The following is a 24959-nucleotide window of genomic DNA, read 5'->3' on the forward strand; positions in this document are numbered from 1 at the left end:
ACATAAGCGGGGGTGGCAACTATCATTACCTACTCACTCAGCAAACTGCAGGCCCGGATATTTCTGCTGCAGCACCAGAGACTGGTTCCCGGTATGCTGGCCGGCGGCAAGCAGAGCATCTTTGACTACGTGCGTCATGTAGGCTGCATCCAGTATGACCCTCTGAGCATTGCCGGTCATAATCATGAGCTGGTGCTGCAGGCGCGGATTCCGGATTTTGTCCCTGCCATGGCGAATGAGCTGCTGTACACGGACAGAACGCTGATTGACGGCTGGGACAAGAACATGTCCATTTACTGTACGGAGGACTGGCCGTATTTTAGCCGCCGGCGGGAAGCGGCAGCGGCCAGGCATCAGGGGGAGGAGCTGCTGCTCCAGACAATGCAGCAGGTGCGGGAAGCGCTGGAGGCCCGCGGCCCCCTCTCCTCCCTTGATCTGGAAGGCAAAGAGAAGATGGACTGGGCCTGGGCTCCGGCCAGAGTTACCCGTGCTGCGCTGGAGACGATGTATTTCCGGGGCGAGGTAAGCGTACACCACCGGGTACACACCCGCCGTTATTATGATTTCACGGACCGGCTGCTGCCAGAGCCTCTGCTGAGTGCCGCAGAGCCGAACCCGCTGGAGGAGCAGTATCATGAATGGTATGTATTGCGCAGGATCGGCAGCATCGGTCTGCAGTGGAACAGATCCGGTGACGGCTGGCTCGGCATCTCCGGTCTGAAGAGCAAAGAACGGACTGCTGCCGTAGAACGTTTGCTGCTGCATGATGGCTTGCGCGAAGTGCGTGTAGAAGACGTAAAGCTGCCGTTCTATGTACGGACGATGGATACGCCCGAGCTAGAAGCTGTGCTGGCTGCAGACGGCGCAATGGCTTCTGCAGAGGTCGAGGGATTCGCCGCTGTACTGGCTCCGCTCGACAACCTGCTGTGGGACCGGGAGCTGATCCGCCAGCTGTTCGGCTTTCAGTACCGCTGGGAGGTGTACAAGCCGGCAGCCGAGCGGGAATACGGCTACTATGTGCTGCCGCTTCTTTACGGCGACCGGTTTATTGCCCGGTTAGAGCCGGTCATGAACAAGAAAAGCGGGGTTCTTAGCATTATCCGCTGGTGGTGGGAGCCCGGTGAGGTTCTGAACGCCGAGATGATTCCGGCGGTTGCTTCCGCCATCGCAGCGCTTGCACGCTGCAATAGAGCCGATAGTGTTGTCTTTTCCCCTGAGATCATCCAGAGCTGCGGGTTGGAGCTGCTGGCTGAAGCCGTTTATACTCTGGGCAACAGAGCTAAAGAGTGAGATTGCAGTTGCAGCCATGACATGATAACCGAAAAAGGCTCACAATACACAGAGGGTGCTGTGTATTGTGAGCCTTTAATCATTACCGTAACCGCCGGTTCTATTCAATGAACTGCTCCTCTTCCAGACCGAGCTTGGCATACATTTCCGTGCAGTATCCCTGGAGCTTGATCTCCAGCCTGCTGGCCTTATTCTTGAACCGTTTCAGCTCACGGATCATATGCGCCCTGCCCGCCGGAGTGAAGGTCTCCTGGATGCGCTCCTTGAAATAATCGTGGACAATATGATTACGCTGCTTCCATACGGCCTGCAGCTGGTTCGTCTCCTCTTCCGAGAATGGAAAATGATGCTGGATTTCTTTGATGAGCTGGCCGAGTGAATTGCTGAGTTTGCGCTGATACAAATCAGCGAGATCTGCTTCTGTAGGCGTTTTCCCCTGAGACAGCTTTGTGAGCAGCAGCAGATTGGTCAGCTGCTGTTCCAAAGCCTGACAATAATAGACTGCCAGTCCGAAATAAGCAAATAACTCTTTGGATTGTTCACTCTCCGGTATTTGTGTATCCTTCATCTTTCCTCCCGCTGTTCTCTCTTTATTATTCTATTGTCTCATAAATTCCTGCTATAATCCATGCGTCCGGAACGGTATAAATACAATCCGTTTAGCAGCAATATGTAAACCAGTGCGTGGGCAAATGTGCCAAGTACCGCTGGCAGTGACCATTCATCTGCATGCATCAGCATGTTCATTAACAGTGCCGCCGGAGGAAGCAGCACCGGCACAGCCGGGCCGGGAATAAGCTCGGCCAGCTTGAGGCCGCTGATCGAGATGATCAGGATCATAAGCAGCAGTCCGGTGGCATAGCTGTTTTTGGGAACCCAGGAGGCCTGCAGAAACAGCGAAATGGAGACTCCGAGCATCCCCAGCAGCAGATGTCCGGCATAAGCCACTGTCATCCGGTACAGTCCGGCCGGTTCGGCAAAGCTCCCGGTCAAGACCGGATAAACAACCATCAGCAGGGCAAGTACCAGCGTTAGTAAAGCCAGTGTCAATATGCCGCCCAGACTGTACTTTACGCTGCTGCGCAGATGAACTACCGTTACCTGCCGCTGCACGGCCTGCTCATGGTTAAGAAAGCTGATTCCCATCCAGGCGCAGCAGACGAACAGGATCACACCGGTTGCTGCATAGCTGCCCATTACCGGATTAGGCTTGTATGTATAGAGAAACAGCAAGGATATCACTAAGGCTGCAACAGGTGCAAAAAAGCGTTGTGAGGCCGTGTAGCTTCTTAGCATATAGGCAATCAGCGGTCTCATCCGGCACCCTCCTCCCCGCTGCGTTTCGGGTCCATCCATTCTACCAGCAGGTTGCGGCCGCTGTGGTGCTCTACTGAGATTACAGATCCGTCGTGCTGGAGGATATATCGCAGAAATTCATCTGCATATGTTGTTTCAACCGTCCATTCTGTGCACTTCCCGGCCCTAGCGGTATGGACAGCCTGCGCAGTAAGAAAGCCGGGCAATCCGGCAATGAATTTCTCTTCCTGATCTTCCAGGGCTGCACAGACCAACCGCGAGGAAGATTTGTCCCTTAGCTTGTCTGCATTCGTAATCAGCTGCGTCCGCCCGGCCTGAAGTACGTGTACTTCCGCTTCGAGCGCTTCTATACACAGTGGTTCATGCACGGAAAATACAAGTGCCGTCCCCTTCTGTTTCAATTCCTGCAGAATGCTAATCAAAGTATGCTGTGCAGGAAGATCAAGTCCGGACAACGGCTCGTCAAGCAGCAGCAGCTCCGGTTCACCAAGCAGGCTTTGAATCAGGTTCATCTTTTGCAGCATCCCTTTGGAAAAGCCGGTTACCGGCTGCTTGCGGAACGGCTGCAGATGAAAAGCCTCCAGCAGCCTGGTGAGTTGCCGCTCCAGCTGAGCCGGCGGAATTCCGCTGATTCGGCCCATATGGCGTAAATATTGCTCGGCCGGGAGCTTCGTTCCGGTAAACGCCTCGGGGGCATAGCCGATGCTCAGCCTGGGCTTTGACTGCGTAAGTAAGCCTGATGAAAGCCTCAAGAGCCCGGCCAGCACCGCAAGCAGTGTGCTTTTGCCGGAGCCGTTGCGCCCAATCAGGGCGGTTGCCGTCCCGGACTCTACCCTGATGGAGACTTCATTCAGCACTGCTCTACCTCCATATATTTTGGTTGCGCCGGATAAGCTGATCAGACTAGGGGACTGGGTCATACGATATTCTCTCCTCATAAGAATACGCCGGGCCGGTGCACAGCCCGGTTACTCAATCTGCTATCTTATCTAATATTCGCCAGATCAGGCCTGCCTTCCTGTAAATAAGCGCACAAAAAAACCAGAACCCGGCTGCAGTCAATCCTGCAGGCGGTCTGGTTTTATCAAAGTTTCATTCCATTATGCGTATACTTCAACAGCACCGCTGATCAGACGGCAGGCCATTGCGGCACTGCGGCAGGCATCAATGCAATCCTGGCAATGAGTCTGCATATGGCGGCTGCTCTCGTCAGCCGTACGTTCGCAAATCTCTGCGCACAGACGCAGGATCTCAACAACGAACGGGCTTTGCCGGGTCATCGCCTGTACAGCATAAGAGCAGATATCCGCACATTCACGGTCGAGCCGGATACTCTCACGGAGCGATGCCAGATCATATTCTTTCAGGCTGGAGACATAGCTGTAGTTACAGGCATTCATACATTTAATACAAGCGTCAATGCATTCCTGATATTGAATTCGGGTCATAGCCTTAAACCTCCTGCAATTCGTATAGGGTATGCCTATGTATTAACCTGCAAGAAAAGGAACGAACCAAGCTTGCCCGTAAACGGGGTGTCTTACCAGCCTTCAAGGGCTCTGCCGCTCAGCTCCGGCAAGATCTGCAGGGCCAATAAATCCTGCTGCCAGTAAAGCCGGTTACAGGCTTCGCTTAATGGCCGCCGGCCGGCTGAACAAACGCTTCTCCAGCTGCAGAAGCCGTGTGCGCAAGTCACCTGAAGAGAAATGCTCACCGATAAAGACAGCCACATCAGGGACCTCTCCCTGCGGCGTAATTTTCATAAAATCAGCTTCCCGGTATGCATACTGGAACAGAAACCGGCTTGCTGTGTCACTGAATGTAACAATGCCCTTGGCACGGTACACATCACGCGGCAGCTCCTTCACAAACTGCTCAAAGGCTTCACTGTCCACTGCATTTTTGAAATAGTGGGTGTACGCCATCACATGATCATGGGTATGATGGGCCTTGCCCTGCTCTCTGGCAGCTTCTCCATTGCCCCCATCATCACCGGCATCCGCTTCTTCTCCATCCAGATGCACTCCGCCAAGATTATCCAGCAAAGCTTCGGGTTCGAGCGCACAGCGCACAGCCGGCAAAATTTCGGCATAGGCATTCCATTTCCGCAGTACGGTGGAGATTTCTTCCGCTTCTTCTGCCGTAATACGGTCTGTCTTGTTAAGAATCAGCACGGATGCGCAGCGGATTTGCTCCTGCATCAGCCGGTAAGTGGCTCCCTGCTGTGAGCGGTACAGTTCAAGCAGATGCGCCGCATCGACTACTGTAATCAGCCCCTTCAGCTCCACCTGCTGATACAGCGAGGTTTCCGTCACCGCATCGACAATTTCCAGCGGATTAGCAGCGCCTGTGGCTTCGATGATCACCACATCCGGCTGCTCTTTTTTGACTAATGTGGTCAGCTCTGTACTGAGATCACCGCGGCTCGTACAGCAGATGCACCCGCCCAGCATTTCGGCCATCGGGACCTCCTGCTCCACCAGCAGCCCGTCCAGATTCACTTCACCAAGCTCATTCATAATAACCGCAGGACGCAGACCCTGGCCTTTCCAGTGGTCCAGCAGCCGCTGCAGCAGCGTTGTTTTGCCGCTCCCGAGAAATCCTGACAATATGTACACCGGCAACGCCTGTTCCATGTTTCATCGCTCCCCCAAAAATCCGTATGGTAGCGAGTGTACTACAGTCTGCGTGCACAAGCAAGATGCATGGGGGTAAGGGCCAGCAGCCCGCAGCAGGCAGGTTTATTTTTTATTGCATTTACAACAATATTAATATTGTATATACTTTGTAAATGATTTTAAGATCAGAAAGGTTGGATAACAATGAACGTACAGGCTATTACGCTGCCGGAGGATTTGGAAGCTGCTTTTTCAATCAGAAAAAAAGTATTCGTTGAGGAGCAGGGAGTTCCGCTGGCGGATGAATTTGATGCGTTCGATGCACTGGATAGCCAGTGCCGGCATATTCTCGCCTACTATGACGGACAGCCGGTGGGAACAGGCCGGATTCGCGCTTTTGACGGAAAAGGCAAGCTGGAGCGGATCTGTATTCTGGCACCCTACCGCAAATTCGGAATCGGCAAGCTGATTATTTCCAGCCTTGAAGAACTAGCTGCCGAGAGAGGTTTTACCGCAGTCAAACTGCACGGGCAGACACAGGCAAAGGGATTCTATGAAAAGCTTGGCTATCAGCCTGCATCGGCGGAATTTATGGAAGACGGCATCCCGCATATCGTAATGAGTAAAGAGCTTGCTGCTGTGCCAAAATGACAAGCTCCCGCCTGAGGACTGCCCTCCTGTTCATTTGCGGTATTTTTATACTGACTCTTGGTATTTGTCTGACCATACAATCCGGACTTGGCGCGTCCCCTTTTGACGCAACTTTAGTCGGCCTCTCCGGCAATGTCGGTCTAACTGTGGGCAGCTGGGAAATTCTGATCGCCATCCTGCTGACCTTATGTAATGCTGCTTTAACCAGACGCAGACCGGAAATGTTGGGCCTGGCGACTGCTTTTATAACAGGCATTGGAATCGATGTATGGTTATTCTGGCTTAGCGATCTTGTTGAGCCGCGGCTGTGGATCAGCAGACTTGGCTGCTTCGCTGCAGGCATAGTTGTGACGGGCTTAGGAACGGCCGTATACCTGCAGGCCAACTTCGCCCCCGCCCCTTTAGACCGGATGACACTGGTTCTGCAAAAGCTTACGGGCCGCAGCATCTTTTTTACCCGTACGATCCTTTATTTTGTGTTCCTGCTGGCAGCTTTAATCTTTAACGGACCTATCGGAATCGGCACTCTGCTGACCGTTTGCCTGGGCGGATTCATCCTTAATTACTTCATGCTGCTTATCGGGAAGGCGGTAAACCGCTTTTCACTGGAACAGACCTTATAAAGACTGGTATTATGGGTAAATAAGAGAATAGGGATTTGATTTGGACTCTAGGAGTGGATTATATGTCATCTGTCGAAGAACACCGCAAGCAAGCGCCGCAGACCGTGGCCTGTTATGTTATTACAGTTTCGGATACACGCACGATGGAAACGGACACCGGAGGACAATTGCTGGCGTCAATGCTGGAGGAAGCCGGATATCAGGTCATGGGCCGCACTATTGTGAAAGACGATTATGAGGAAATCCGTGAGCTGGTCTATAAAAGCTCCGTCCACTCCGGAATCGAAGCCGTGCTGCTGACCGGCGGTACGGGGATTTCGCCCCGCGATACCACTTATGAGGCTGTTGCATCACTGCTCGACAAGTCGCTGCCTGGCTTCGGCGAGATTTTCCGGCTGCTCAGCTTTACCGAGGATATCGGCTCAGCAGCGATTCTCAGCCGGGCTATCGCCGGCACGATCGGCAATACAGCGGTCTTCTCGATGCCCGGCTCGACAGGGGCAATCAAGCTGGCCATGAGCCGGCTGATCGTTCCCGAGCTGCGTCATGTGATGCGGGAGATTTATAAGAAGGAGTAGCAAGACATATAAAGAGGCCGGGAACGCATCTGTAGATGCAGTTGCCGGCCTGTTTATTGTGCGAATCGTCCTGTATGCGGCTAATGTGCGGCATGCAGCCCGCCTAGCAATTGCTCCAGCAGTGCTTTAACCTTGTCAGTGTATTTGCCCTTCTCTTTCTCTAAAGAGGTGTAGAGTCTCGCAGCAGGAGCCTCTGAAGCCTGTGCTATGCCTTTAGTGGGCTTAATATATGCTTGCTGATTGTTATCTGTACCTGCTAGGTCTGCTATTCCGGCAGCCAGTACAGCCGCCAGCAGTATGACCGCGACTCTCATCGAATCTTCCTCTCAGCGTGATCTTTATAGGTTTAGCATGGCTGAGAGAAACGATAATTATTCAAAGGGCCTTTAAGGGGAAACACACTTTAAGGGAATTAACAGCCAATGCAGCTATTCCCCTGGAGGCTCCTCATGAACATCTGTATCGGGCGCTGTTGTGACCCAGCTTGTAAACGCCACCCTCAGTCCGGGTCTGGTCGGCGCACAGAGCATCGGGCCTGCCTGTACATCTGACTCATAAGGAAAACGGGCGACACGGATCGTCCGCCATGGATGCACACCGGTTCTGGCTCTGAGGATAACGGCATCCTTGAGGCGTGAGGCGCGGATGGTTACGATCTGTCCGGCCCATTCCGGCACAGGTGACAGGGACCAATCGGAGTACTGATCCGTGACCACTGCACCTATGTGCGGCACACCGTCATTGATTTCGATTCCGGCCTTGATCCACTGCAGCTGGCTGTGCCACAGCATGATTCCCGCCTGGTCATACAGCTCGGTAAGGCTTCCTGCCTCAAAGCTCACCTCCACCGCAGTCTGCTTCTCCCAGCCCGCAAGCAGCGCATGCCCGTTATCATGCTGAAAGCCGTACATGGTTTTCTGCCAATAGTCACTGCCCTCCACAGCCTGAACGATCAGCCTGCCCTCCTGCTCTGCCACGGAATGGGGCTCAACACTCCAGATTCCGTCCTGCCAGTTCATCTTTTTCATCGCCAGCACACTCCTTTACCGGATTTCAGTTGAATGAATTGCCGAAGCTTAACTGTACCCCCTATTAATGCTACTCTATCAAATTCGGCTGAAAATGCAGCTTTCCTTCATCTGCGCAAGTGAAAAATAAGTCCGCAGGCAAAAACACAGCCTGACAGAGCTCTGTCAGGCTGTGAATGATTATGCTATAGGATTGCGGTGCTGCTTACAAATCAGGGTGCTCGTGCTTAGCGACGAGCTTGCTCCAGCGGCGCTGAACCTCGCCCTCGAAGCTGCGCAGCGCAGGTTCGTTCTCCGGCTTGAGCAGATGGCGGGTTTTACCCATCGTCTTCAGCCAGGCGGACACTTCAACCCGTTTGTTCTTGTCTTCCGGATTGTAGGTAATATTGGTGACGCCCTGCTCTACCTCATACAGCGGGAAGAAGCAGGATTCCACAGCCAGGGAGACGATATTCGTCCCTTCCTTGTCCTCGCTCATCCAGTTCAGCGGGCAGGCAATCAGAATTTTACCATAGACCAGGCCTTCATTCTGGGCGTACCATTGGGCTTTTGCCGCTTTCTTCAGCAGATCCTGCGGATAAGCTTCACAGCCGGTGAACACATAAGGAATATTGGTGGCAGCCATAATCTGCGCCGTATCCTTGTGCTGGGTAACCTTACCCTGCTGTGTTTTGCCGATGCTCGATGTGGATGTGCGGTGACCGAGCGGAGTCGAATACGACTGCTGTGCACCAGTGTTCATATAGCCTTCGTTATCGTACTCGACGATTATCATTTTGTGGCCGCGCAGGGCGGCGCCGATGGCAGGTCCCATTCCGATGTCCATCCCGCCGTCGCCGGTAACCATCACGAAAGTAAAGTCTTCCTTGAGGCCCAGGCCGTCCAGCTCGCCGCGGCGTTTGCGTTCCCAGAACATCTCTACTACACCGGACAGCGTAGCGGCACCGTTCTGGAACAGGTTATGAATAAACGTTGATTTGTGGGAGGAATACGGATAACCGGTTGTAGTTACCATCGCGCAGCCTGTGTGATACAACGCGACGATATCTCCTTCAATCCCTCTGAAGAACAGCTCAAGTCCTGAGAAAATACCGCAGCCAGGACACGCGCCGTGACCCGGCGACAAGCGTCTCGGCTTTTTCATCAGACTGCGTACTGGCGGTACCTTAACAGCCAGCCGGCCGGTTTCTTCATTCTTGGTAACCGTGATCAGCCCGGACTTCAGGGAATCGAAATCCATAGGCTTCAGCAGACGCTTAGGCGCTTTGTCCGCTTCACCCGGATTGTGGCCGTAATAATCGAACGGCACTTCAACACGGTCAGCGACTACAGCATCAATAGCCAGCTGGAAGAAATGATGTCCGTCTTCTGCATAGAAGTCTTTGCCGCCCAGCCCGTAAATCCGGCTGATGACTTTGGTTGTGGTGTTGCCGTAAGTGAACAGGGCAGCCTTGATTTCATTAACCATATTGCCGCCGTGTCCGCCGACGGAATCTGCACGGTCACCAACGGTAATGGCCTTAACATTCTTCAAAGCATCCGCAATCTGCTTCTGCGGGAACGGGCGGATCATGTTCGGCGAGATTGCTCCGGCTTTGATGCCCTGCAGGCGCAGCTGGTCGACAACATCCTTGATAATCTCGGACGCGGAGTTCATCAGGAAGACCGCTACATCGGCGTCATCCATCCGGTACTGCTCAATCACCTCATAGTGGCGGCCGGTCAGCTCGGCAAACTCCTGGGCGATCTCTTCGAACACTTCTCCGGCATTGTACATCGCTACCGACTGCTGATAGCGGTTGTTGATATAATCCGGCTCATTCATGTAAGGACCAACTGTAACCGGATTGTTGCGGTCCAGCGTATCAGTGAAGCCCGTAGGCGGCTGTTCGCCTACAAAGTTATGAACATCCTGACGGTGGGCAAAAGCCTGTACACGGCGCTTCTGGTGGGACGTGAAATACCCGTCAGATGCAACCATGACCGGAAGACGGACCTTCGCATGTTCAGCCAGCTTAAGTGCCATCAGATTCATGTCGTAGACCGATTGCGGGTCACGGCACATCAGGATAGGCCAGCCGGTATTGAGTGCAAAATACAAATCGGAGTGATCGCCGTGAATGTTCAGGGGACCTGAGATCGAGCGGCAGATCAGATTCATAACCATAGGCATACGCGTACCTGCTTGTACAGGCAGCTGCTCCAGCATGAACATGTAGCCCTGCGCACTTGTTGCGTTGAATACACGTCCGCCAGCAGTGGATGCCCCGTAACAGATCCCTGCCGAGCTGTGTTCACCGTCTGACGGTACGAGCATAATATCATGCTGTCCGCTTGCTTTCATCGAATCAAGGAACTGGGCTACCTCGGTCGACGGCGAGATCGGGAAATATCCCATAACGTGATAGTTGATCTGATGAGCCGCATAGGCCGCCATCTCATTGCCTGATTCATAGAGGAATTTCTGCTCTACTTTGGCAGAACCTACTTCTTTTTCATAATCAATAGCCATTGTTCATTCCGCCCTTCTTACCGGATTTATAATTGCGAGACCAAATCAAATGTATGCTTCACAGTGTGGCTGTCGGCATAGCCTTCCTTCTCAAGGATGCTGGACAGGGCCGAGGTCGGGCAGGCGCCTACGCATTTCAGGCAGCCTTTACAGTACTGGTAGTCGATGCCAAGCAGGAACATCTGCGAGCGGCCCTTGCGGTCAAGCCGTTCCTCCCAGACGAAGCACTGGTCCGGACAGACGGTATCACACTGTGCACAGTTGATGCAGGACTCCTCCTCATAAGCCGGAATCATGCCGGAACGGGAAATGCTCAGATTCTTCAGGAAGCTGTTGCCGGGATTCACAATCGATCCGCCCATCGGCTGGGTTTCGTAGCCAAGCGCCGAAATGTCGGAGCGGACGTATTCAGGCATGCGCTCCCCTGCCGGCAGCTCAAAGTGCATAAACTTCACTTCATTGTAGCCGCGTTCAAAGGTAGTAATAGCAGACTGCACAGCCTGCGGATATTTCTTGCCGAGTGATTTCTCGATAACACCCTTCATCGTCTCTGTGTCGAGGAACGGACAGAGACGGAACAATGCACCCAGCATCGCCATGTTGACACGGTTTTTCTCTTTCAGTGCAATGCTCGTTGCATCGATCACAGCAATAGTACCAGCTTTCATTTTCAGCAGTTCTTTGAGTTCTTCCGGCGTCTTGGCCGAGTTCACAAGAACGGTGCTGTCTTCGCCGATCCCGCTGGTTACATTGATAGTCTTGGCAAGCGCTTCATGAAATACGCCGACCACATGCGGACGCTCTACCGGAGAGGTATCCCGGATATGCGTATCCAGATCACAGAACCGGATGTGGGCCTTTACAGCCGACCCCTTCTTCTCCGATCCGTAAGATGAGAAGCTGACGCCGTTAAGCCCTGCTCCAACAACGCCCGCTTCCGCGAGCATTTTACCGGCAAGGTTAGCTCCCAGTCCTCCAATGGACTCCAGCCGGATTTCAAAGAATCCCAGACTGTTTACTTTTGGTAGTTGTACCACCGACATAACCCCTTTCTGAGTGTCAAGAATAAAACAATCCTTTTGACTTTTTTGAAAATTGTAACTTGATATTGCTAATACGCATGTGATAAATCTTGCATTTCCACGGTTTCGGGAATCACAATAATTTATAGATTTTGATCGATTTCTTTATACGCGACAGTGCCGCGTTACCTGAGGAGAAGATAACCTGCCATAGAAATTGCAAAATGTGAAATTTGTGTGTAATCCGTCATTTTAAAAAGCTCCGTGGATACAAGGTCCTTCTTAATTTAGCAATAAAATTAAAAATTAAGATGTTAAATTCATCACATTTTTCGACTGAGAACGCATATCAATGACAGCGGCGTCAATGATCTTTATAGCTTTTGGCAGGGGATTTTTTTACATGCAGTGAGTCTATGTATCCGCTTTCAGTCTTGATAACTACTCTTTTAACACATGCAAAAAGCTGCCCTGCACGCATGACTTGATTGCGGAAGGACAGCTTCATTTAAAAGTATTTGGTTGATAGTAAATCTTCTATTCGTTATCCAGCTGCATGTGCTCGGCGATCAGCTGCTGCTTGCGGTTCCATACCTGCTCACTTAGGTTAACACGGTATACTTCGGGATTCAGCTTACGCAGGTATTCCGGCCAGAACAAATCGAGCTGCTGCTCATGATAACGGCGGATTTCCTCAAGCGGCGGCAGGGAGTAGACCTGGAACCCGTTCACAAAAATAGGCTCCAGCATCAGCAGCGCCTCATACTTGTCGACATTCTTGCGCAGGTACGGATGAAGCGGATTAAACAGCTTGATCCGGGCACCGTTACGCGGGGCCGGCTCGTCAGGGTGATTAATGTAGTCGGCCATCGCTTTGCCGTTTGTACCGACAATGCGGAATACATCCTTTTTGCCGGGCGTGGATACCTTCTCCGGATTGGAGGAGATCTTGATGGTCGGGATCATTTCGCCGGTTGCCGACTCAATCTCCACCAGCTTGTACACCCCGCCCAGTGACGGCTGATCGGCTGCGGTAATAAGCTGCGTACCTACACCCCAGGTATCAATCGCCGCTCCCTGCAGCTTCAGGTCCATAATCGTGTTCTCGTCCAGATCATTGGAGGCTACAATTTTCACGTAGTCCAGACCGGCCTCGTCCAGCATTTTGCGCGCTTGAATGGACAGATAGGCCAAGTCCCCGCTGTCGAGACGGATGGCATTCATTTTCTTGCCCGCAGCTTCCAGCTTCTTCGCGGTATTAATCGCATGCGGCACACCGCTGCGCAGTGTATCGAAGGTATCAACAAGCAGCGTAACGCCGTCCGGCAATACCTTGGCATAAGCGTCGAAGGCTTCCTGCTCGCTGCTGAAGCTCTGCACCCAGGAGTGGGCATGCGTGCCTTTGGTCGGGATGCCAAACATCCGGCCGGCCAGCATGTTGGAGGTAGCGTGGAATCCGCCGATAAAGGCAGCCCGTGCGCCCCATACCGCCGCATCCGCCTCCTGCGCCCTGCGGGTACCAAACTCCAGCAGGATGTCGTTAGGAGCCACCTGCTTGATCCGTGAAGCCTTGGTAGCGATCAGCGTCTGATAGTTCATAAAGTTCAGGATCGCCGTTTCAACGAGCTGAGCCTCCATAATCGTGCCTTCAACACGTACCAGCGGCTCATCCGGAAAGACAAGCGCCCCTTCCTTCATTGCATGAATGTTTCCTTTGAAGTGAAACTGCAGCAGCTCCTCAAGAAAAGCCGGCGCATAGTTCTCCTCCTGCTCTGACAGATAACGGATATCGTCTTCCGTGAACCGCAGGTCTCTGATATATTGGGCAATCCGCTCCAGTCCGGCAAAAACGGCAAAACCGTTCCCGAACGGCAGCTTGCGGAAGTACGCCTCAAATACCGCCTTGCGCTTATGGGTACCGTTCACCCAGTGGGCGTACATCATGTTTATCTGATACTTGTCTGTATGTAGAGCAAGCTCTCTTCTCAAATCCTCATCTCCTAGACCTGTCTTATTCTGCATCGGCACGCACCACCTGTGCTCCGAGGCTGCCCCGGAAATGACCGAGCGCCCATGCATGCCCGTCTGCATTAAAGCTCGCCACCGCATCCTCGTGGATCACAATGCCAAATCCTTTATTGTAGGCATCGACCGCAGTATGCAGCACACAAATATCAGTACAGACTCCGATCAGATGCAATTCCTGTATTCCCCGCTCACGCAGCTTCAGCTCCAGATCGGTGCCGCAAAAGGCGCTGTAGCGTGTTTTGTCCATCCAATAGACAGATCCCTTGTTTTCTTCATAAACGGCCTTGAGGCCGCCGTACAGCTCCCGTCCGGACGTATCCCGCAGGTTATGCGGAGGAAACAGCCTGCTCTCGGGATGATACGGATCTGCCGCCTCATGCAGGTCAACCGCCATGACTACGTAATCGCCGCTGTTCACAAACTGTTCCGTCAATTCATTGACTCTGGGTGCAATATCAATTCCCGGCTGCCCGACAGGCAGACTGCCGTCAACAAAATCATTGGTGAAATCTATCACGATCAATGCCTTCATTGGATAAGCCTCCTTTAGTATGGTAGGACGGTGGTTAAAATACTATATCATGTATAAATAGATAATAAAGGCTCATGGTCAGTGAACATATAGAGCTGCGCAGGCCGCTGGGAGTACTGGTTCGAGCTGACCGGATTGCCCGCTTCATCACGCACTTCCTTTAATATACCCTGTCTGCTGCGTGTTGAAGTGATTTTGCGGATAAAATTAGGCTCCTTGAACTCCGGTACTACGGTCTGAATGACCTGATAAAGCTCACTCAGCGTAAAATGCCGGGGCAAAAACTGCCGCGCAATTGTCGTCTGCAGCATCTGCTGCTGAATCCGCAGATAAGCATCTGTAATAATATCATGATGGTCAAACGCCAGCTCCAGCTCTTCCAGCGCTTCCTGCAGCGTAAACAGCCCGACCTCGCCGGCATCATCCGAGGCTTGTCTCTGCTCCAGCATCCACTCCTCCACCAGCGCAAAAAAAGCATGGCTGATAATCCAGCCGCGCGGATCACGTCCGGGAGTGCTGTATACACCGAGATACTCCAGATGTCCGCCGTCAACCCCGGTTTCCTCTTTCAGCTCCCGCTTGGCCGCATCATAGATGGACTCATCCTCCTGGCAAAAGCCTCCGGGCAGCGCCCACATGCCGGCACACGGCCATTTTTTGCGCCGGATCAGCATTACCTTCAGCTCGCGCAGGGGAAGGGTCTTCGTAACCGTCTTCCGTTCCCGCTTCGTCAAAGTGAACATCACAATGTCGGCCGGAACTCCATCCGGGGTGCGATACTTTTTAGCGTTGTAGGTTTGTTCCACGTTCTCGCTCACTTTAGATCATCCTTTACCGCTGTCATTGTTAACTGTCCGTATCTTTTAATGTACCAAACCTGCTCTTCTAAAATCAACAAATCCGGCACATTCAGATGTAGATAAAGGGACGGATCTGCATCCGCCCCCCTCTATAACCTAAATCAGTCTCCGCAGGTAGACGGCGGCGCATCCGTGCCGGCCTCCACATTGATTTTCTCCGAGACGGTGTCCCGGATGACCGAAACGACCAGCTGCAGCAGGTAGTTGATATCGCTCTGGCTCTGCTGGAACTCATTTACCACCGGAATGCCGTCGATCTCATCCTGCAGGTCTTCGATTTCCTGTTCAATCTTCGCTACCATTGTTTTATTCCCGAAGCTTTCAAAGGCGACAATCTCCTTCTGCTTCTTCTTAATAGTAGCAATTAGCCCCTGCACCCGTTCGTGATTCTGGATTTTGAGCTCTGCCTGCTGAAAATGCTGCACCTCTTCACTGGTCGAAATCAGCGCTGCAAGCTCCTTCGCTTTGCCCATAATATCCTCACGCACAATCAGATCACGGGTATCGAAACTCTGCATGCCGTATTTATTCACATTCGGACTGTCCTGGCTCACGCTCATCGCCCCATTTCTCTATAAATTTAGAGGACTACTGCTGCTTCCGCTACATAATCCCCTTTAATATACCAGGTTTTGGTATCGGTAATTCTAACCTGCACAAAGCTGCCGATCAGCTCCTTGGGACCTTCAAAATGAACAAGCTTGTTGGCACGGGAGCGTCCGGAGAGTACACTTGCATTATTCTTGCTCTCCCCCTCCACCAGCACCTCCACCAGTTCACCCAGCATCCGGTCGTTGCTGACGCGGCTCTGTTCCTTAATCAGATCGTTCAGGCGCTTCAGCCGCCCGTTCTTCACTTCAAGCGGAACATTATCCTCCATTGCTGCAGCCGGCGTACCCTCACGCGGCGAGTAAATAAAGGTATATGCCATATCATAACCTACTTCACGGACAAGGGATAGCGTCTCTTCGAACTGCTCCTCGGTTTCGCCGGGGAAGCCGACAATAATATCCGTGGTCAGCACCGCATCCGGCACACTGGCTTTTAGCTTATAGACCAGCTCCAGATAGGCCTCACGCGTATATTTACGGCTCATTTTCTTGAGCACCGCTGTGCTTCCCGACTGTACCGGCAGATGGATATGCTCCGTCAGATTGCCGCCTTTGCCCAGCACCTCAATTAATTTATCGTCAAAATCGCGGGGATGTGAAGTCATGAAGCGGATGCGCGGAATATCAATCTTACGCATATCATCCATCAGATCCCCGAATGTATAGTCTAAATCGGTAAAATCTTTACCGTATGCGTTCACATTTTGTCCGAGCAGCGTTACTTCCTTGAAGCCCAGGCGGGCCAGTTCACGCACTTCGGTGATCACGTCCTCCGGACGGCGGCTGCGCTCTTTCCCGCGGGTGAACGGTACGATGCAGTAGGTACAGAACTTGTCACAGCCATACATGATGTTCACCCAGGCGCGCATGCCTTCCCGCTTTTTGGGAAGATTCTCAATAATGTCGCCTTCCTTGGACCACACCTCAACGACAAGCTCCTTGCTGAACAATGACTCCTTGATGATCTGCGGCAGACGGTGAATATTATGGGTACCGAAGATCATATCAACGAAGCCATGTTTCGCCATGATCCGGTTGACAACGCCCTCTTCCTGGGACATACAGCCGCAGACGCCCAGCAGCAGACCCGGCTTCTCCAGCTTCAGCGTTTTGAGGTGGCCCAGCTCACCGAAGACTTTATCTTCGGCATTTTCACGGATAGCGCAGGTGTTCAGCAGAATAATATCCGCCTCATTCCGGTCTTCCACCGGCTGATAGCCCATTTCCTCCAGCATGCCCTTCATCGTCTCGGTATCATGCTCGTTCATCTGGCAGCCATAGGTGGCAATAAAATAGTACTGCTGCTTAAGGCTGTTCATTTCACGGAATTGCTCCATAATCCGGATCGTTTCAGCATCTTCAAAGTTAATGACCTCGATCTCCTGCTTGCCCCGGCGCTTGCCTTCCTTGTAATCCGGGTTGGAGTTGATCTGCACGGTCCGGCCTTTGATTCTGTAAGTGGTTTTGCCCTCTTCTTCACTGATGACTTTGGCATCAGAAAAATCAAAATACTTCGAGTAATCCTTCGAACCGCCCTGGCCGGATTTTAAGTCCGGTGAGTTATTCCCCATTGTCATGTTTTCACGTCCTTTATAATGAAAGCTTCAGTAATCAAATACATTTATTTTATTATCGCCAATAAAAAATTATAGCATAAATAATGGAGGCGTATCCATCCGGCAGTGCAGACATACGAATAAACCTCCCCGCGGAGTCAGCAGGAAGGCTCTGAGTTATATATAAAGTGAGCGGAGCACCTTCATTTGCGGCGGATATACATCCTTAAGTACACCATTTCAAGCTTGGACTTCTTGACACAGATAAAAAACATCTTCATTTCAGCAAATCATCTCCCCGTGAATATAGTTTTACTTCAGTCTAACAGGATACCGTTACAGTAACGTTACACTTTTCTACAATAAACCGCATATTATGATAAAATACCAGCTTTTTTTGAATACATAGATACATAGATGAAGCGGCCAGACAGAGGAGCACAGAAATGAAGCATACTTTGGAGAGCGGTTTACAATTGCATTACGAATATAAAACGGCTAAACAGGCTCGCGACAATACTCGTACGCTTGTCCTGATTCACGGGATGGGCTTCGACTTGACCTCCTGGGACCGGATTATTCCTTATATGGAGGATGAATTCCACCTTCTGAGATATGATTTCCGCGGACACGGGCTGAGCGGCACAGACAGCATCGATCTTTCCGGGCTCGCCTGGATCTACGTTGAGCATCTGGACAGCCTGGTGTGCCGGCTCGGAATTGAAAGCTTTGATATTGTCTCCCATGGTGCAGGCTGCATTATTGGTCTCTACTATACTAAAGTGTATCCTGCAAAAGTAAGCAGTAATGTCATGCTGTCACTGCCGCTGTTTAATTCAAGCAGTACAGCCAGCAAGTATGCGGACTATCGTAAAAATCTGCTGAAGCATCAGTCCATGAGTGCTTTGGCCGGCCACGTCATCCCGAACGCTACTCTTTTTCAGCCGGGAACACCGGAAATGGACAAGCTGTATGCAGCTTTTTCCAAAGTAACCTTTGACAGCTATATAGAGCTGCTGGATTTCTTTGCCGGGGCCCATGACGAGATTATGGAGATGTTCAAGGCGCATACAGGCTCACTGCTGCTGCTGACAGGAGAACGCGATCCGATGTACCCGCCGTACCTGTCCGGCCTGATTGCCTCGGCGAATCCGAACTGCCGGTTTATGACCGTCTACAACGCATCGAACATGCTGTTTTACGATCAGCCCGGGGAGACTTATAAGCAGATCAGGATGTTTTTTGACAGTGAGAAAAGCTCCCGCTTACCGCTTGACCCATATTTGTCTGAGCTGCATGCTGACTTTATCGGTCTGGTGAACGGGGATGTACAGCCTCAGACTTTGCCCCTGCAGCCTGTTAGGACTGCAGACTATGCAGAAGACTCTGCTGACTCCGCTGTTCCGTCTGTCCGGCTGAAGGTATCGCTGCTGACATCTTTTCAGGTCTTCGTCGATGAGACGCAGGTGCTTAGCGGCTGGGGCAGGAGACGTGCCAAGGAGCTGCTGATTTATCTGCTGCTGCATCCGTCTGCTGCCCGGGATCAGCTGTGCGAGGACCTGTGGAAGGACATGGAGCAGACCAAGGCCCGGAACCAGCTGCGTGTCTGCCTCAATCACCTGAAGCAGCTGCTTAATAATGAAGAAACGCAGCTGCTTTACAGCGACAACCAGCAGATTATGCTGCAGGGTCCGCTAGAATGTGACTTGCTGGACCTGCTTGAGAATACCAGGCTGGCGGTTAAAGAAACTGACCTTGTGCGCAAGAATGATCTGATCCAGAATATTTTCCCGCATATTGATGATCCTCTTTTCCGGCATCTGGACCAGGACTGGAATCTGAATTTGCGCACCCGGCTCGAAATAGATCTGGTTGCTCTGGCTCATTATCAGGCGGATATGCTGGCTAAGCTCGGTAAATACACAAGCGCAATCGCCTGTCTAAAATATGTCATCCTGTTCAATCCGGAAGAATATGATACCTACGAGCGGATTGCCGCACTTTATGAGCTGAACCGGCAGAAGCGGGAGGCCAAAGCCTGGCGCGCCAAATGGGCAGAGCTGCAGCCTGCCAAGGAGCCGACCGCCAAATAGGCCGGGCGTTTTACTCCAAATACATACGGGCATTTTTCCCGCCATAAAGGGAACATTAAAAAGAAAACATTAAAAAGAGCTTCCGCCGTTTGTACCCGGGATCTGGCTGACCAGAATCTCCAGCAAACGGTTGAAGCTCTTTTGTGCGCAGGATGTATTACATTACTCGCTATAAGGAAAAGAAATTAGATTAACGTTTGGGTTGCCGCCGGAGTAAACGGCATAATCGCCTCATTGCGCCCGCTCTGCACTTTGGCCGGCCATTCTGGATCACTGAGCAGTGCCCTGCCTACTGCCACGAGATCAAATTCCCCCTTCTCCAGCCGCTCCAGCAGCCGGTCGAGATTATCCTCCTCGTGCTGGTCAGCCCCACCGCCGGTAAATTCACTATTAAGTCCTACAGAGCCAACCGTAATGACCGGTTTGCCTGTAATTTGCTTCGTCCAGCCGGCCAGATTCAGCTCCGAGCCTTCGAACTCAGGCAGCCAGAAGCGGCGGGTGGAGCAGTGGAAAATGTCTACACCGGCATTGCTCAACGGTGTCAGGAACCGGGCAAGCTCGTCCGGTGTACGGGCCAGCTTGGCCGTATAGTCCCCCATCTTCCACTGGGAGAACCGCAGCACAATCGGGAAATCCGGGCCTACAGCACGGCGGCAGGCATCTATAATCTCAACGGCAAAGGTCGTACGGGCTTCCAGGTCACCGCCGTACTCATCCGTGCGCTGGTTGGTCTTTTCCCAGAAAAACTGGTCGATCAGATAGCCATGGGCAGCATGCAGCTCGATTCCGTCAAAGCCGATCCGCTTGGCATCCGCTGCGGCTTGCGCGAAGGCTGAAACAATTCCGTCAATCTGCTGCTTGGTCATCGGCTCTGTAACCGGCTCGCCGGAGAGGCTGAGCCCGGACGGCCCGATCGGCAGCGCCTCCGCATTCGGCAAATCACCGATGGAGCGTGCCATGCCGACATGCCAGAGCTGCGGAATGATTTTGCCTCCGGCTGCGTGTACTTCCCTGACTACCTCCGCCCAGCCTTCCAGCGCGGCTTCACCGTGGATATTCGGGATGTTCGGGTGGCTGACGGCTGCAGGGTGATTGATAGCCGTACCTTCGGTAACAATTAGTCCGACTCCGCCCTCCGCCCGTTTGCGGTAATAAGCAGCCACATCAGGACCAGCCACGCCTTCCGGCGAAAAAGCGCGGGTCATCGGTGCCATAACAATCCGGTTATTAAGCGACAGCGAGCCTGTCTGAAAAGGAGTAAACAATAGATTTGTATTCATATCGGGCCTCCATTACATAATATGATTACTTAAAGTAAGTATATTATGCAGGTTGCGGAGAGTAAAAGCAAATGACACTGCCAGATCCGGGTCTGAAGCGCATTTTACTTAGCTGCTAAACCAGCAGAGCAGCTTACCGGGCTGGGGCAAGCCTGAATGGGCCCGAATCAAAGGCATTTTTGCCTTTGATTTGGACGATTCGGCCTGCGGGGCTCGAATCAAAGGCATTTTTGCCTTTGATTTGGACGTTTCGGCCTGCGGGGCTCGAATCAAAGGCATTTTTGCCTTTGATTTGGACATTTCGGCCTGCGGAGCCGGATTCAAAGGCATTTTTGCCTTTGATTTGGACGATTCGGCCTGCGGGGCCGGATTCAAAGGCATTTTTGCCTTTGATTTGGACGGTTCGGCCTGCGGAGCTGGAATCAAAGGCATTTTTGCCTTTGATTTGGACGATTCGGCCTGCGGGGCCTGAATCAAACTTTGACGGCTCCGGCACGACAAGCAGACAAAAAACCGGACACCCGCAGAAACTCTGCGAATGTCCGGTTTTACTATTATAAATGATATCCTACAAGTCCAGAACGCCTGCTTTAGGTGTTACGCGGAAGGCTGCGGCCAGGTCAGCCAGCTGCTGGTCGGTAATCGTTTGTTTGATTTCTCTGCCGCCGATCAGGTTGTAGATGATCGCTGCTTTTTCAATCGTTTCTACCAGGCCGAAGGTAGCGTCCATAGTGGCACCTGTCACGAAAATACCGTGCTGCGGCCAGATGACTACGCGGTAGTCCTTCATCTTGGCGGCTGTTGCCCGGCCGATGTCGCTGCTGCCCGGAACCATCCAAGGGATAACGCCGATGCCGTCAGGGAAGACAACCAGACATTCTGTGCACATTTCCCAGAGCGTCTTGGTGAATTTCAGCTCATCCAGCTCATGGGTGAACGTCATAGCAATCACATTGGTAGCGTGTGTGTGCAGAACAATGCGGTGCGTAGGATCAACCTTCAGGCGTTCAATGTGGCTCATGAAGTGGGAAGCCAGCTCGCTTGTCGGTACAGCGTTGTTGCGCAGACCCCATAGAACTTCAACACTCTCACCTGTAGCGGACACGCGCAGCACGCCAAGGTTCGCTTCCGGGTCTTTAATCACGTTGCGGAAATATTTGCCCGAACCTGTAACGATAAAGTATTTGCCTGCAAGCTCAGTTACAGGGAAAGTAAGCTGAATGGTGCGCAGCGGCTCACGGATATTAATGTACTTGGCCACTTCTTCTTCGTCCAGCAGATAGCTGATGTTACCGCCGTTCAGCTCATCCCAGCCCAGGGACCACATGTGGTGGGTAATTTCGGACATTTCCTGGATAAAAGGGGCTTCGGTACCCGCGATGTAGCCTTTCGTTTCAATAACGGACGTACTCATATATAATCTCTCCTTTGAATGCAGATCTGTTGGTAGTAGATATGACAACCATTCAAAAACTCAATTTATTATTGTTTGATATATAAATAGCCTTATCTTGCAGACAGTACTTCTTTCTCGTAAGCCTTCACATCAGCCAGCCAGCCTTCACGGACAGGTGTGTTCTGGGAAGCACAGTAGTAATCCCAGATTGCGCCGAACGGATAGGACTTGAATTCTTCTACCAATGCCAGACGGGAAGTATAGTCGCCTTCGAGTTCGATCTTCTTCAGTTCAGCAATCGGCTCCAGCATAGCGCGCAGCAGGGCTTTGATTGTGTTGCGGGTACCAATTACCCAAGCTGCTACGTGGTTGATACTGCCGTCGAAGAAGTCCAGGCCGATGTTCGTGCGCGGCAGCAGATCTCCGCGAACCAGCTCACGGGCGATTTCCAGCAGCTCGTCATCCATCGTTACTACGTGATCACTATCCCAGCGGACCGGTCTGCTCACATGCAGCAGCAGCTGCTCGCTGAACATCAGGATCGAGGACAATTTGTTTGAAATAACTTCAGTCGGGTGGAAGTGTCCGGCGTCAAGGCAAATGGCTTTGCCGCGGGTCAGACCATAACCCATATAGAATTCATGCGATCCGACAACATAGCTCTCGGAGCCGATGCCGAACAGCTTGCTCTCAACAGCATCAATGTTGTATTGCGGGTCAATCTCTTCACTGAATACTTCATCCAGCGCATCACGCAGGCGTGCACGCGGCGCCAGGCGGTCAACCGGAGTATCCTTGTAGCCGTCCGGTACCCAGAAGTTAGTTACGCAAGGCTGTCCCAGCTCGCGGCCGAAGGACTCGGCGATTTTGCGGGAAGCTTTGCAGTGCTTGATCCAGAAGTTACGGATCTCTTCGTCCGAGTGGCTCAACGTGAAGCCGTCAGCAGCCTTTGGATGGGAGAAGCAGGTCGGGTTAAAATCAAGACCCAGCCCCTGTTCTTTAGCCCACTCTACCCAGTTCGCGAAGTGGCGCGGCTCCAGCTCATCCAGATCCACCTTCTCGTCAGTGTCGGCATAGATCGCATGCAGGTTGACTTTGTGCTTGCCCGGAATCAGCGACAATGCCTTTTCCAGATCCTTGCGCAGCTCATCCGGCGTACCGGCACGGCCAGGGTAGCTGCCGGTTACGGCGATACCACCGCTCAGCTCCTTATCCTTGAACAGGAAGCCCTGTACATCGTCACCCTGCCAGCAGTGGAGGGAAATCTTGATCTCTGCCAGCTTCTCCAAGACTTCATCCACGTTGATGCCGTGGGCTGCGTATAATTTCTTAGCTTCGTTATAACTGTTGATGATGCTCTGATCCATGTTGGGGTCCTCCTAAAAGTTTTGTGTGAGCATCTGCTCCATTGATTTTGCTTCGGACAAAACTGACTTCGAAAGCATCTGCTTAGTTTTGTGTGAGCATCTGCTCCATATGTCTTTATTTATTGACTGCCGCCTGCAGCGGATACTGCATGCAGGGCGTCCCAGCGGGCCAGCAGGCCCTCAAGCTGCGGAAGCGGGCGCGGCAGGTATGACTGTATTTTAAAGGACTTGCCGATGATCGTCCGGGCTTCGCGGATATCCGCAACTTCGCCGGTATGAATCAGCTGGATTGCGAGATTACCAAGCGCTGTCGATTCAGTAGGACCCGCCAGTACTTCCCGGCCGATAATATCGGCTGTCAGCTGGCACAGCAGCGTGTTGTTCGCGCCGCCGCCGACGATCTGCAGCACTTCCACCGGTCTGCCGGTCAGCTGTTCCAGCTCACCCAGATAACTGCGGTACGAGAGTGCCAGGCTGTCGAAGATGCAGCGGGCCAGCTCGCCCGGCGTTACCGGTACAGGCTGTCCGCTCTCCTGACAGGCCAGGCGGATCTCTTCGATCATGTTGTCCGGGTTCAGGAACCGCGGATCGTTGCACGGAATCAGACTGCGGCAGCCTTCAGCAGCTGCTGCCAGCTCAGCCAGTTCGGCGAAGCTGTAACGTTCCCCGTCCAGTCTGCGGACCTCCTGAATCAGCCAAAGTCCCATAATGTTCTTAAGGAAACGGTAGGTTCCATAAGCGCCCCACTCGTTAGTATAATTCGCCTGCATCGCCGCATCGGTATTGACCGGATGATCCAGCTCAACACCAAGCAGTGACCATGTGCCGCTGCTGATATAAGCAGCAGACCGGTCATCCTGCACAGGCACACCCAGTACGGCTGAAGCCGTATCATGCGTAGCAGCGCAGATGAGTTCACAGTCCGGCAGGTCATATTGCTGTTTCAGCTCATCTTTGATGCTGCCAAGCACTTCGCCGGGCTCAGTAAGCGGGGCGAACTGCTCTCTTCTCAGATGAAGCAGGGACAGCAGCTCTGCATCGTATTCGCGTTCTGCAAGATTAAGCAGCTGCGTCGTCGAAGCATTGGTAACTTCGTTAATCTTGCGTCCGGATAATCTATAGTAGAGATAATCCGGCACAAGCAGAATCTGGTCAGCTGCCGCCAGTTCTTCTGCGTCATGTGCGTACAGCTGGTATAACGTATTAAAGGTTAATTGCTGGATACCCGTCTTGGCGTATACCTTATCCGGTGAAATCAGCTTGGCTACTTCCTCCATCACCCCGTCTGTCCGGCGGTCACGGTAGGCGTAAACCTCCTGCAGACGGTTCCCCTCAGCATCCAGCAGCACATAATCCACAGCCCAGGTATCAATCCCCAGCGTGCATTTACTGATGCCGGCTGCCTTGGCTTTTTGCAGTCCGCGCAGGATTTCTTCAAACAAATAATCAATGTCCCAGAAGCAGGAGCCGTCACGTTCGGTAAACCCGTTGCTGAAACGGTGAATTTCCTCCAGCGAGAGACTTCCGTCTGCAATGGTGCCGAGCACAAGCCGCCCGCTGGAGGCGCCGATATCGACGGCGATATGATAGTTCATAG

24 protein-coding genes are annotated in these 24959 nt (G+C 52.4%); 6 read left to right on the plus strand and 18 right to left on the minus strand.

Going from position 1 to position 24959, the window contains the following annotated elements:
• Positions 1 to 12 precede the first annotated feature (12 nt).
• Positions 13 to 1290: a winged helix DNA-binding domain-containing protein gene (locus NST84_RS16845; protein WP_342561332.1), complete on the plus strand. Its 1278-nt coding sequence runs from the start codon at positions 13 to 15 to the stop codon at positions 1288 to 1290.
• Between the two features lie 100 nt (positions 1291 to 1390).
• On the opposite strand, the gene NST84_RS16850 is transcribed toward NST84_RS16845, so the two are convergent.
• The 5 genes from NST84_RS16850 to NST84_RS16870 form a co-directional block, all read right to left on the minus strand.
• Entirely contained in the window at positions 1391 to 1858 is a 468-nt protein-coding gene (locus NST84_RS16850; RefSeq protein WP_342561333.1) for a hypothetical protein, read from the minus strand.
• 38 nt (positions 1859 to 1896) lie between these two features.
• The gene (locus tag NST84_RS16855; RefSeq protein ID WP_342561334.1) at positions 1897 to 2607 is read right to left on the minus strand and encodes a hypothetical protein; all 711 of its coding nucleotides are present in this window, start codon (positions 2605 to 2607) and stop codon (positions 1897 to 1899) included.
• Positions 2604 to 3527 carry an ATP-binding cassette domain-containing protein gene (locus tag NST84_RS16860; RefSeq protein ID WP_342561335.1) on the minus strand — a complete coding sequence of 308 codons (924 nt, stop codon included), beginning with the start codon at positions 3525 to 3527 and terminating at the stop codon, positions 2604 to 2606. Before NST84_RS16860 ends, NST84_RS16855 begins: the two co-directional genes overlap by 4 nt.
• Before the next feature lie 180 nt (positions 3528 to 3707).
• Complete coding sequence (locus tag NST84_RS16865; RefSeq protein ID WP_342561336.1) at positions 3708 to 4055, minus strand: four-helix bundle copper-binding protein; 348 nt, start codon at positions 4053 to 4055, stop codon at positions 3708 to 3710.
• Between the two features lie 171 nt (positions 4056 to 4226).
• On the minus strand, positions 4227 to 5243 hold the full coding sequence (locus NST84_RS16870; protein WP_342561337.1) for a GTP-binding protein: 1017 nt from the start codon (positions 5241 to 5243) through the stop codon (positions 4227 to 4229).
• Between the two features lie 186 nt (positions 5244 to 5429).
• Between NST84_RS16870 and NST84_RS16875 the strand changes: the two genes are divergently transcribed.
• The 3 genes from NST84_RS16875 (at position 5430) to NST84_RS16885 (ending at position 7077) form a co-directional block, all read left to right on the plus strand.
• Complete coding sequence (locus NST84_RS16875) at positions 5430 to 5876, plus strand: GNAT family N-acetyltransferase (RefSeq protein WP_342561338.1); 447 nt, start codon at positions 5430 to 5432, stop codon at positions 5874 to 5876.
• A complete protein-coding gene (locus NST84_RS16880) occupies positions 5873 to 6499 on the plus strand; it encodes a YitT family protein (protein WP_342561339.1) in 627 nt (208 codons plus the stop codon). The genes NST84_RS16875 and NST84_RS16880 overlap by 4 nt, the downstream gene beginning before the upstream one ends.
• A gap of 62 nt (positions 6500 to 6561) precedes the next feature.
• Positions 6562 to 7077: a MogA/MoaB family molybdenum cofactor biosynthesis protein gene (locus NST84_RS16885; RefSeq protein ID WP_342561340.1), complete on the plus strand. Its 516-nt coding sequence runs from the start codon at positions 6562 to 6564 to the stop codon at positions 7075 to 7077.
• 80 nt (positions 7078 to 7157) lie between these two features.
• Here NST84_RS16885 and NST84_RS16890 read toward each other — a convergent pair whose 3' ends face one another.
• From NST84_RS16890 to miaB, 9 genes are all read right to left on the minus strand, one after another.
• Entirely contained in the window at positions 7158 to 7391 is a 234-nt protein-coding gene (locus NST84_RS16890; protein ID WP_342561341.1) for a hypothetical protein, read from the minus strand.
• A gap of 114 nt (positions 7392 to 7505) precedes the next feature.
• Positions 7506 to 8105: a DUF1349 domain-containing protein gene (locus tag NST84_RS16895; RefSeq protein WP_342561342.1), complete on the minus strand. Its 600-nt coding sequence runs from the start codon at positions 8103 to 8105 to the stop codon at positions 7506 to 7508.
• 205 nt (positions 8106 to 8310) lie between these two features.
• On the minus strand, positions 8311 to 10617 hold the full coding sequence (locus NST84_RS16900) for a thiamine pyrophosphate-dependent enzyme (RefSeq protein WP_342561343.1): 2307 nt from the start codon (positions 10615 to 10617) through the stop codon (positions 8311 to 8313).
• Positions 10618 to 10643: 26 nt separating this feature from the next.
• Complete coding sequence (locus NST84_RS16905; protein ID WP_342561344.1) at positions 10644 to 11654, minus strand: 2-oxoacid:acceptor oxidoreductase family protein; 1011 nt, start codon at positions 11652 to 11654, stop codon at positions 10644 to 10646.
• Between the two features lie 522 nt (positions 11655 to 12176).
• A complete protein-coding gene (locus NST84_RS16910) occupies positions 12177 to 13661 on the minus strand; it encodes a nicotinate phosphoribosyltransferase (RefSeq protein WP_342561345.1) in 1485 nt (494 codons plus the stop codon).
• A complete protein-coding gene (locus tag NST84_RS16915; protein ID WP_342561346.1) occupies positions 13651 to 14199 on the minus strand; it encodes an isochorismatase family cysteine hydrolase in 549 nt (182 codons plus the stop codon). The genes NST84_RS16910 and NST84_RS16915 overlap by 11 nt, the downstream gene beginning before the upstream one ends.
• A 47-nt stretch (positions 14200 to 14246) precedes the next feature.
• Positions 14247 to 15017, minus strand: a complete 771-nt coding sequence (locus tag NST84_RS16920) for an NUDIX domain-containing protein (RefSeq protein WP_342561347.1) — start codon at positions 15015 to 15017, stop codon at positions 14247 to 14249.
• Positions 15018 to 15160: 143 nt separating this feature from the next.
• Positions 15161 to 15619 (minus strand): YlbF family regulator, encoded by a 459-nt coding sequence (locus NST84_RS16925; protein WP_342561348.1) that lies wholly within the window; start codon positions 15617 to 15619, stop codon positions 15161 to 15163.
• 20 nt (positions 15620 to 15639) lie between these two features.
• A complete protein-coding gene (gene miaB, locus NST84_RS16930; RefSeq protein WP_342561349.1) occupies positions 15640 to 17247 on the minus strand; it encodes a tRNA (N6-isopentenyl adenosine(37)-C2)-methylthiotransferase MiaB in 1608 nt (535 codons plus the stop codon).
• A 425-nt stretch (positions 17248 to 17672) separates the two neighbouring features.
• On the opposite strand from miaB, the gene NST84_RS16935 reads away from it, so the two are divergent.
• Positions 17673 to 19319 carry an alpha/beta fold hydrolase gene (locus NST84_RS16935; protein ID WP_342561350.1) on the plus strand — a complete coding sequence of 549 codons (1647 nt, stop codon included), beginning with the start codon at positions 17673 to 17675 and terminating at the stop codon, positions 19317 to 19319.
• A gap of 185 nt (positions 19320 to 19504) precedes the next feature.
• Here NST84_RS16935 and NST84_RS16940 read toward each other — a convergent pair whose 3' ends face one another.
• Positions 19505 to 20599, minus strand: a complete 1095-nt coding sequence (locus NST84_RS16940) for an NADH:flavin oxidoreductase (RefSeq protein WP_342561351.1) — start codon at positions 20597 to 20599, stop codon at positions 19505 to 19507.
• Between the two features lie 190 nt (positions 20600 to 20789).
• On the opposite strand from NST84_RS16940, the gene NST84_RS16945 reads away from it, so the two are divergent.
• A complete protein-coding gene (locus tag NST84_RS16945; protein ID WP_342561352.1) occupies positions 20790 to 21071 on the plus strand; it encodes a hypothetical protein in 282 nt (93 codons plus the stop codon).
• Between the two features lie 96 nt (positions 21072 to 21167).
• Here the strand turns inward: NST84_RS16945 and rhaD are convergent, their stop codons facing one another.
• The 3 genes from rhaD to rhaB form a co-directional block, all read right to left on the minus strand.
• Positions 21168 to 22013: a rhamnulose-1-phosphate aldolase gene (rhaD, locus tag NST84_RS16950; RefSeq protein ID WP_342561353.1), complete on the minus strand. Its 846-nt coding sequence runs from the start codon at positions 22011 to 22013 to the stop codon at positions 21168 to 21170.
• Between the two features lie 92 nt (positions 22014 to 22105).
• Positions 22106 to 23362, minus strand: a complete 1257-nt coding sequence (gene rhaA, locus NST84_RS16955) for an L-rhamnose isomerase (protein WP_342561354.1) — start codon at positions 23360 to 23362, stop codon at positions 22106 to 22108.
• Between the two features lie 119 nt (positions 23363 to 23481).
• A complete protein-coding gene (gene rhaB / locus NST84_RS16960) occupies positions 23482 to 24957 on the minus strand; it encodes a rhamnulokinase (protein ID WP_342561355.1) in 1476 nt (491 codons plus the stop codon).
• Positions 24958 to 24959 lie beyond the last annotated feature (2 nt).

The organism is Paenibacillus sp. FSL R7-0345 (genome assembly GCF_038595055.1).
Classification (GTDB): Bacteria; Bacillota; Bacilli; order Paenibacillales; family Paenibacillaceae; genus Paenibacillus_AQ.

Excerpts from the sequence above, each read along its gene's own strand:
- NST84_RS16885 (WP_342561340.1), top strand. The coding sequence starts at position 6,562 with ATGTCATCTGTCGAAGAACACCGCAAGCAAGCGCCGCAGACCGTGGCC.
- NST84_RS16880 (WP_342561339.1), top strand. The coding sequence starts at position 5,873 with ATGACAAGCTCCCGCCTGAGGACTGCCCTCCTGTTCATTTGCGGTATT.
- NST84_RS16890 (WP_342561341.1), bottom strand. The coding sequence starts at position 7,391 with ATGAGAGTCGCGGTCATACTGCTGGCGGCTGTACTGGCTGCCGGAATA.
- NST84_RS16865 (WP_342561336.1), bottom strand. The coding sequence starts at position 4,055 with ATGACCCGAATTCAATATCAGGAATGCATTGACGCTTGTATTAAATGT.
- NST84_RS16875 (WP_342561338.1), top strand. The coding sequence starts at position 5,430 with ATGAACGTACAGGCTATTACGCTGCCGGAGGATTTGGAAGCTGCTTTT.
- NST84_RS16860 (WP_342561335.1), bottom strand. The coding sequence starts at position 3,527 with ATGACCCAGTCCCCTAGTCTGATCAGCTTATCCGGCGCAACCAAAATA.
- NST84_RS16900 (WP_342561343.1), bottom strand. The coding sequence starts at position 10,617 with ATGGCTATTGATTATGAAAAAGAAGTAGGTTCTGCCAAAGTAGAGCAG.
- NST84_RS16895 (WP_342561342.1), bottom strand. The coding sequence starts at position 8,105 with ATGAAAAAGATGAACTGGCAGGACGGAATCTGGAGTGTTGAGCCCCAT.
- NST84_RS16855 (WP_342561334.1), bottom strand. The coding sequence starts at position 2,607 with ATGAGACCGCTGATTGCCTATATGCTAAGAAGCTACACGGCCTCACAA.
- NST84_RS16915 (WP_342561346.1), bottom strand. The coding sequence starts at position 14,199 with ATGAAGGCATTGATCGTGATAGATTTCACCAATGATTTTGTTGACGGC.
- miaB (WP_342561349.1), bottom strand. The coding sequence starts at position 17,247 with ATGACAATGGGGAATAACTCACCGGACTTAAAATCCGGCCAGGGCGGT.
- rhaD (WP_342561353.1), bottom strand. The coding sequence starts at position 22,013 with ATGAGTACGTCCGTTATTGAAACGAAAGGCTACATCGCGGGTACCGAA.
- rhaA (WP_342561354.1), bottom strand. The coding sequence starts at position 23,362 with ATGGATCAGAGCATCATCAACAGTTATAACGAAGCTAAGAAATTATAC.
- NST84_RS16940 (WP_342561351.1), bottom strand. The coding sequence starts at position 20,599 with ATGAATACAAATCTATTGTTTACTCCTTTTCAGACAGGCTCGCTGTCG.
- NST84_RS16870 (WP_342561337.1), bottom strand. The coding sequence starts at position 5,243 with ATGGAACAGGCGTTGCCGGTGTACATATTGTCAGGATTTCTCGGGAGC.
- NST84_RS16935 (WP_342561350.1), top strand. The coding sequence starts at position 17,673 with ATGAAGCATACTTTGGAGAGCGGTTTACAATTGCATTACGAATATAAA.
- NST84_RS16850 (WP_342561333.1), bottom strand. The coding sequence starts at position 1,858 with ATGAAGGATACACAAATACCGGAGAGTGAACAATCCAAAGAGTTATTT.
- NST84_RS16910 (WP_342561345.1), bottom strand. The coding sequence starts at position 13,661 with ATGCAGAATAAGACAGGTCTAGGAGATGAGGATTTGAGAAGAGAGCTT.
- rhaB (WP_342561355.1), bottom strand. The coding sequence starts at position 24,957 with ATGAACTATCATATCGCCGTCGATATCGGCGCCTCCAGCGGGCGGCTT.
- NST84_RS16925 (WP_342561348.1), bottom strand. The coding sequence starts at position 15,619 with ATGAGCGTGAGCCAGGACAGTCCGAATGTGAATAAATACGGCATGCAG.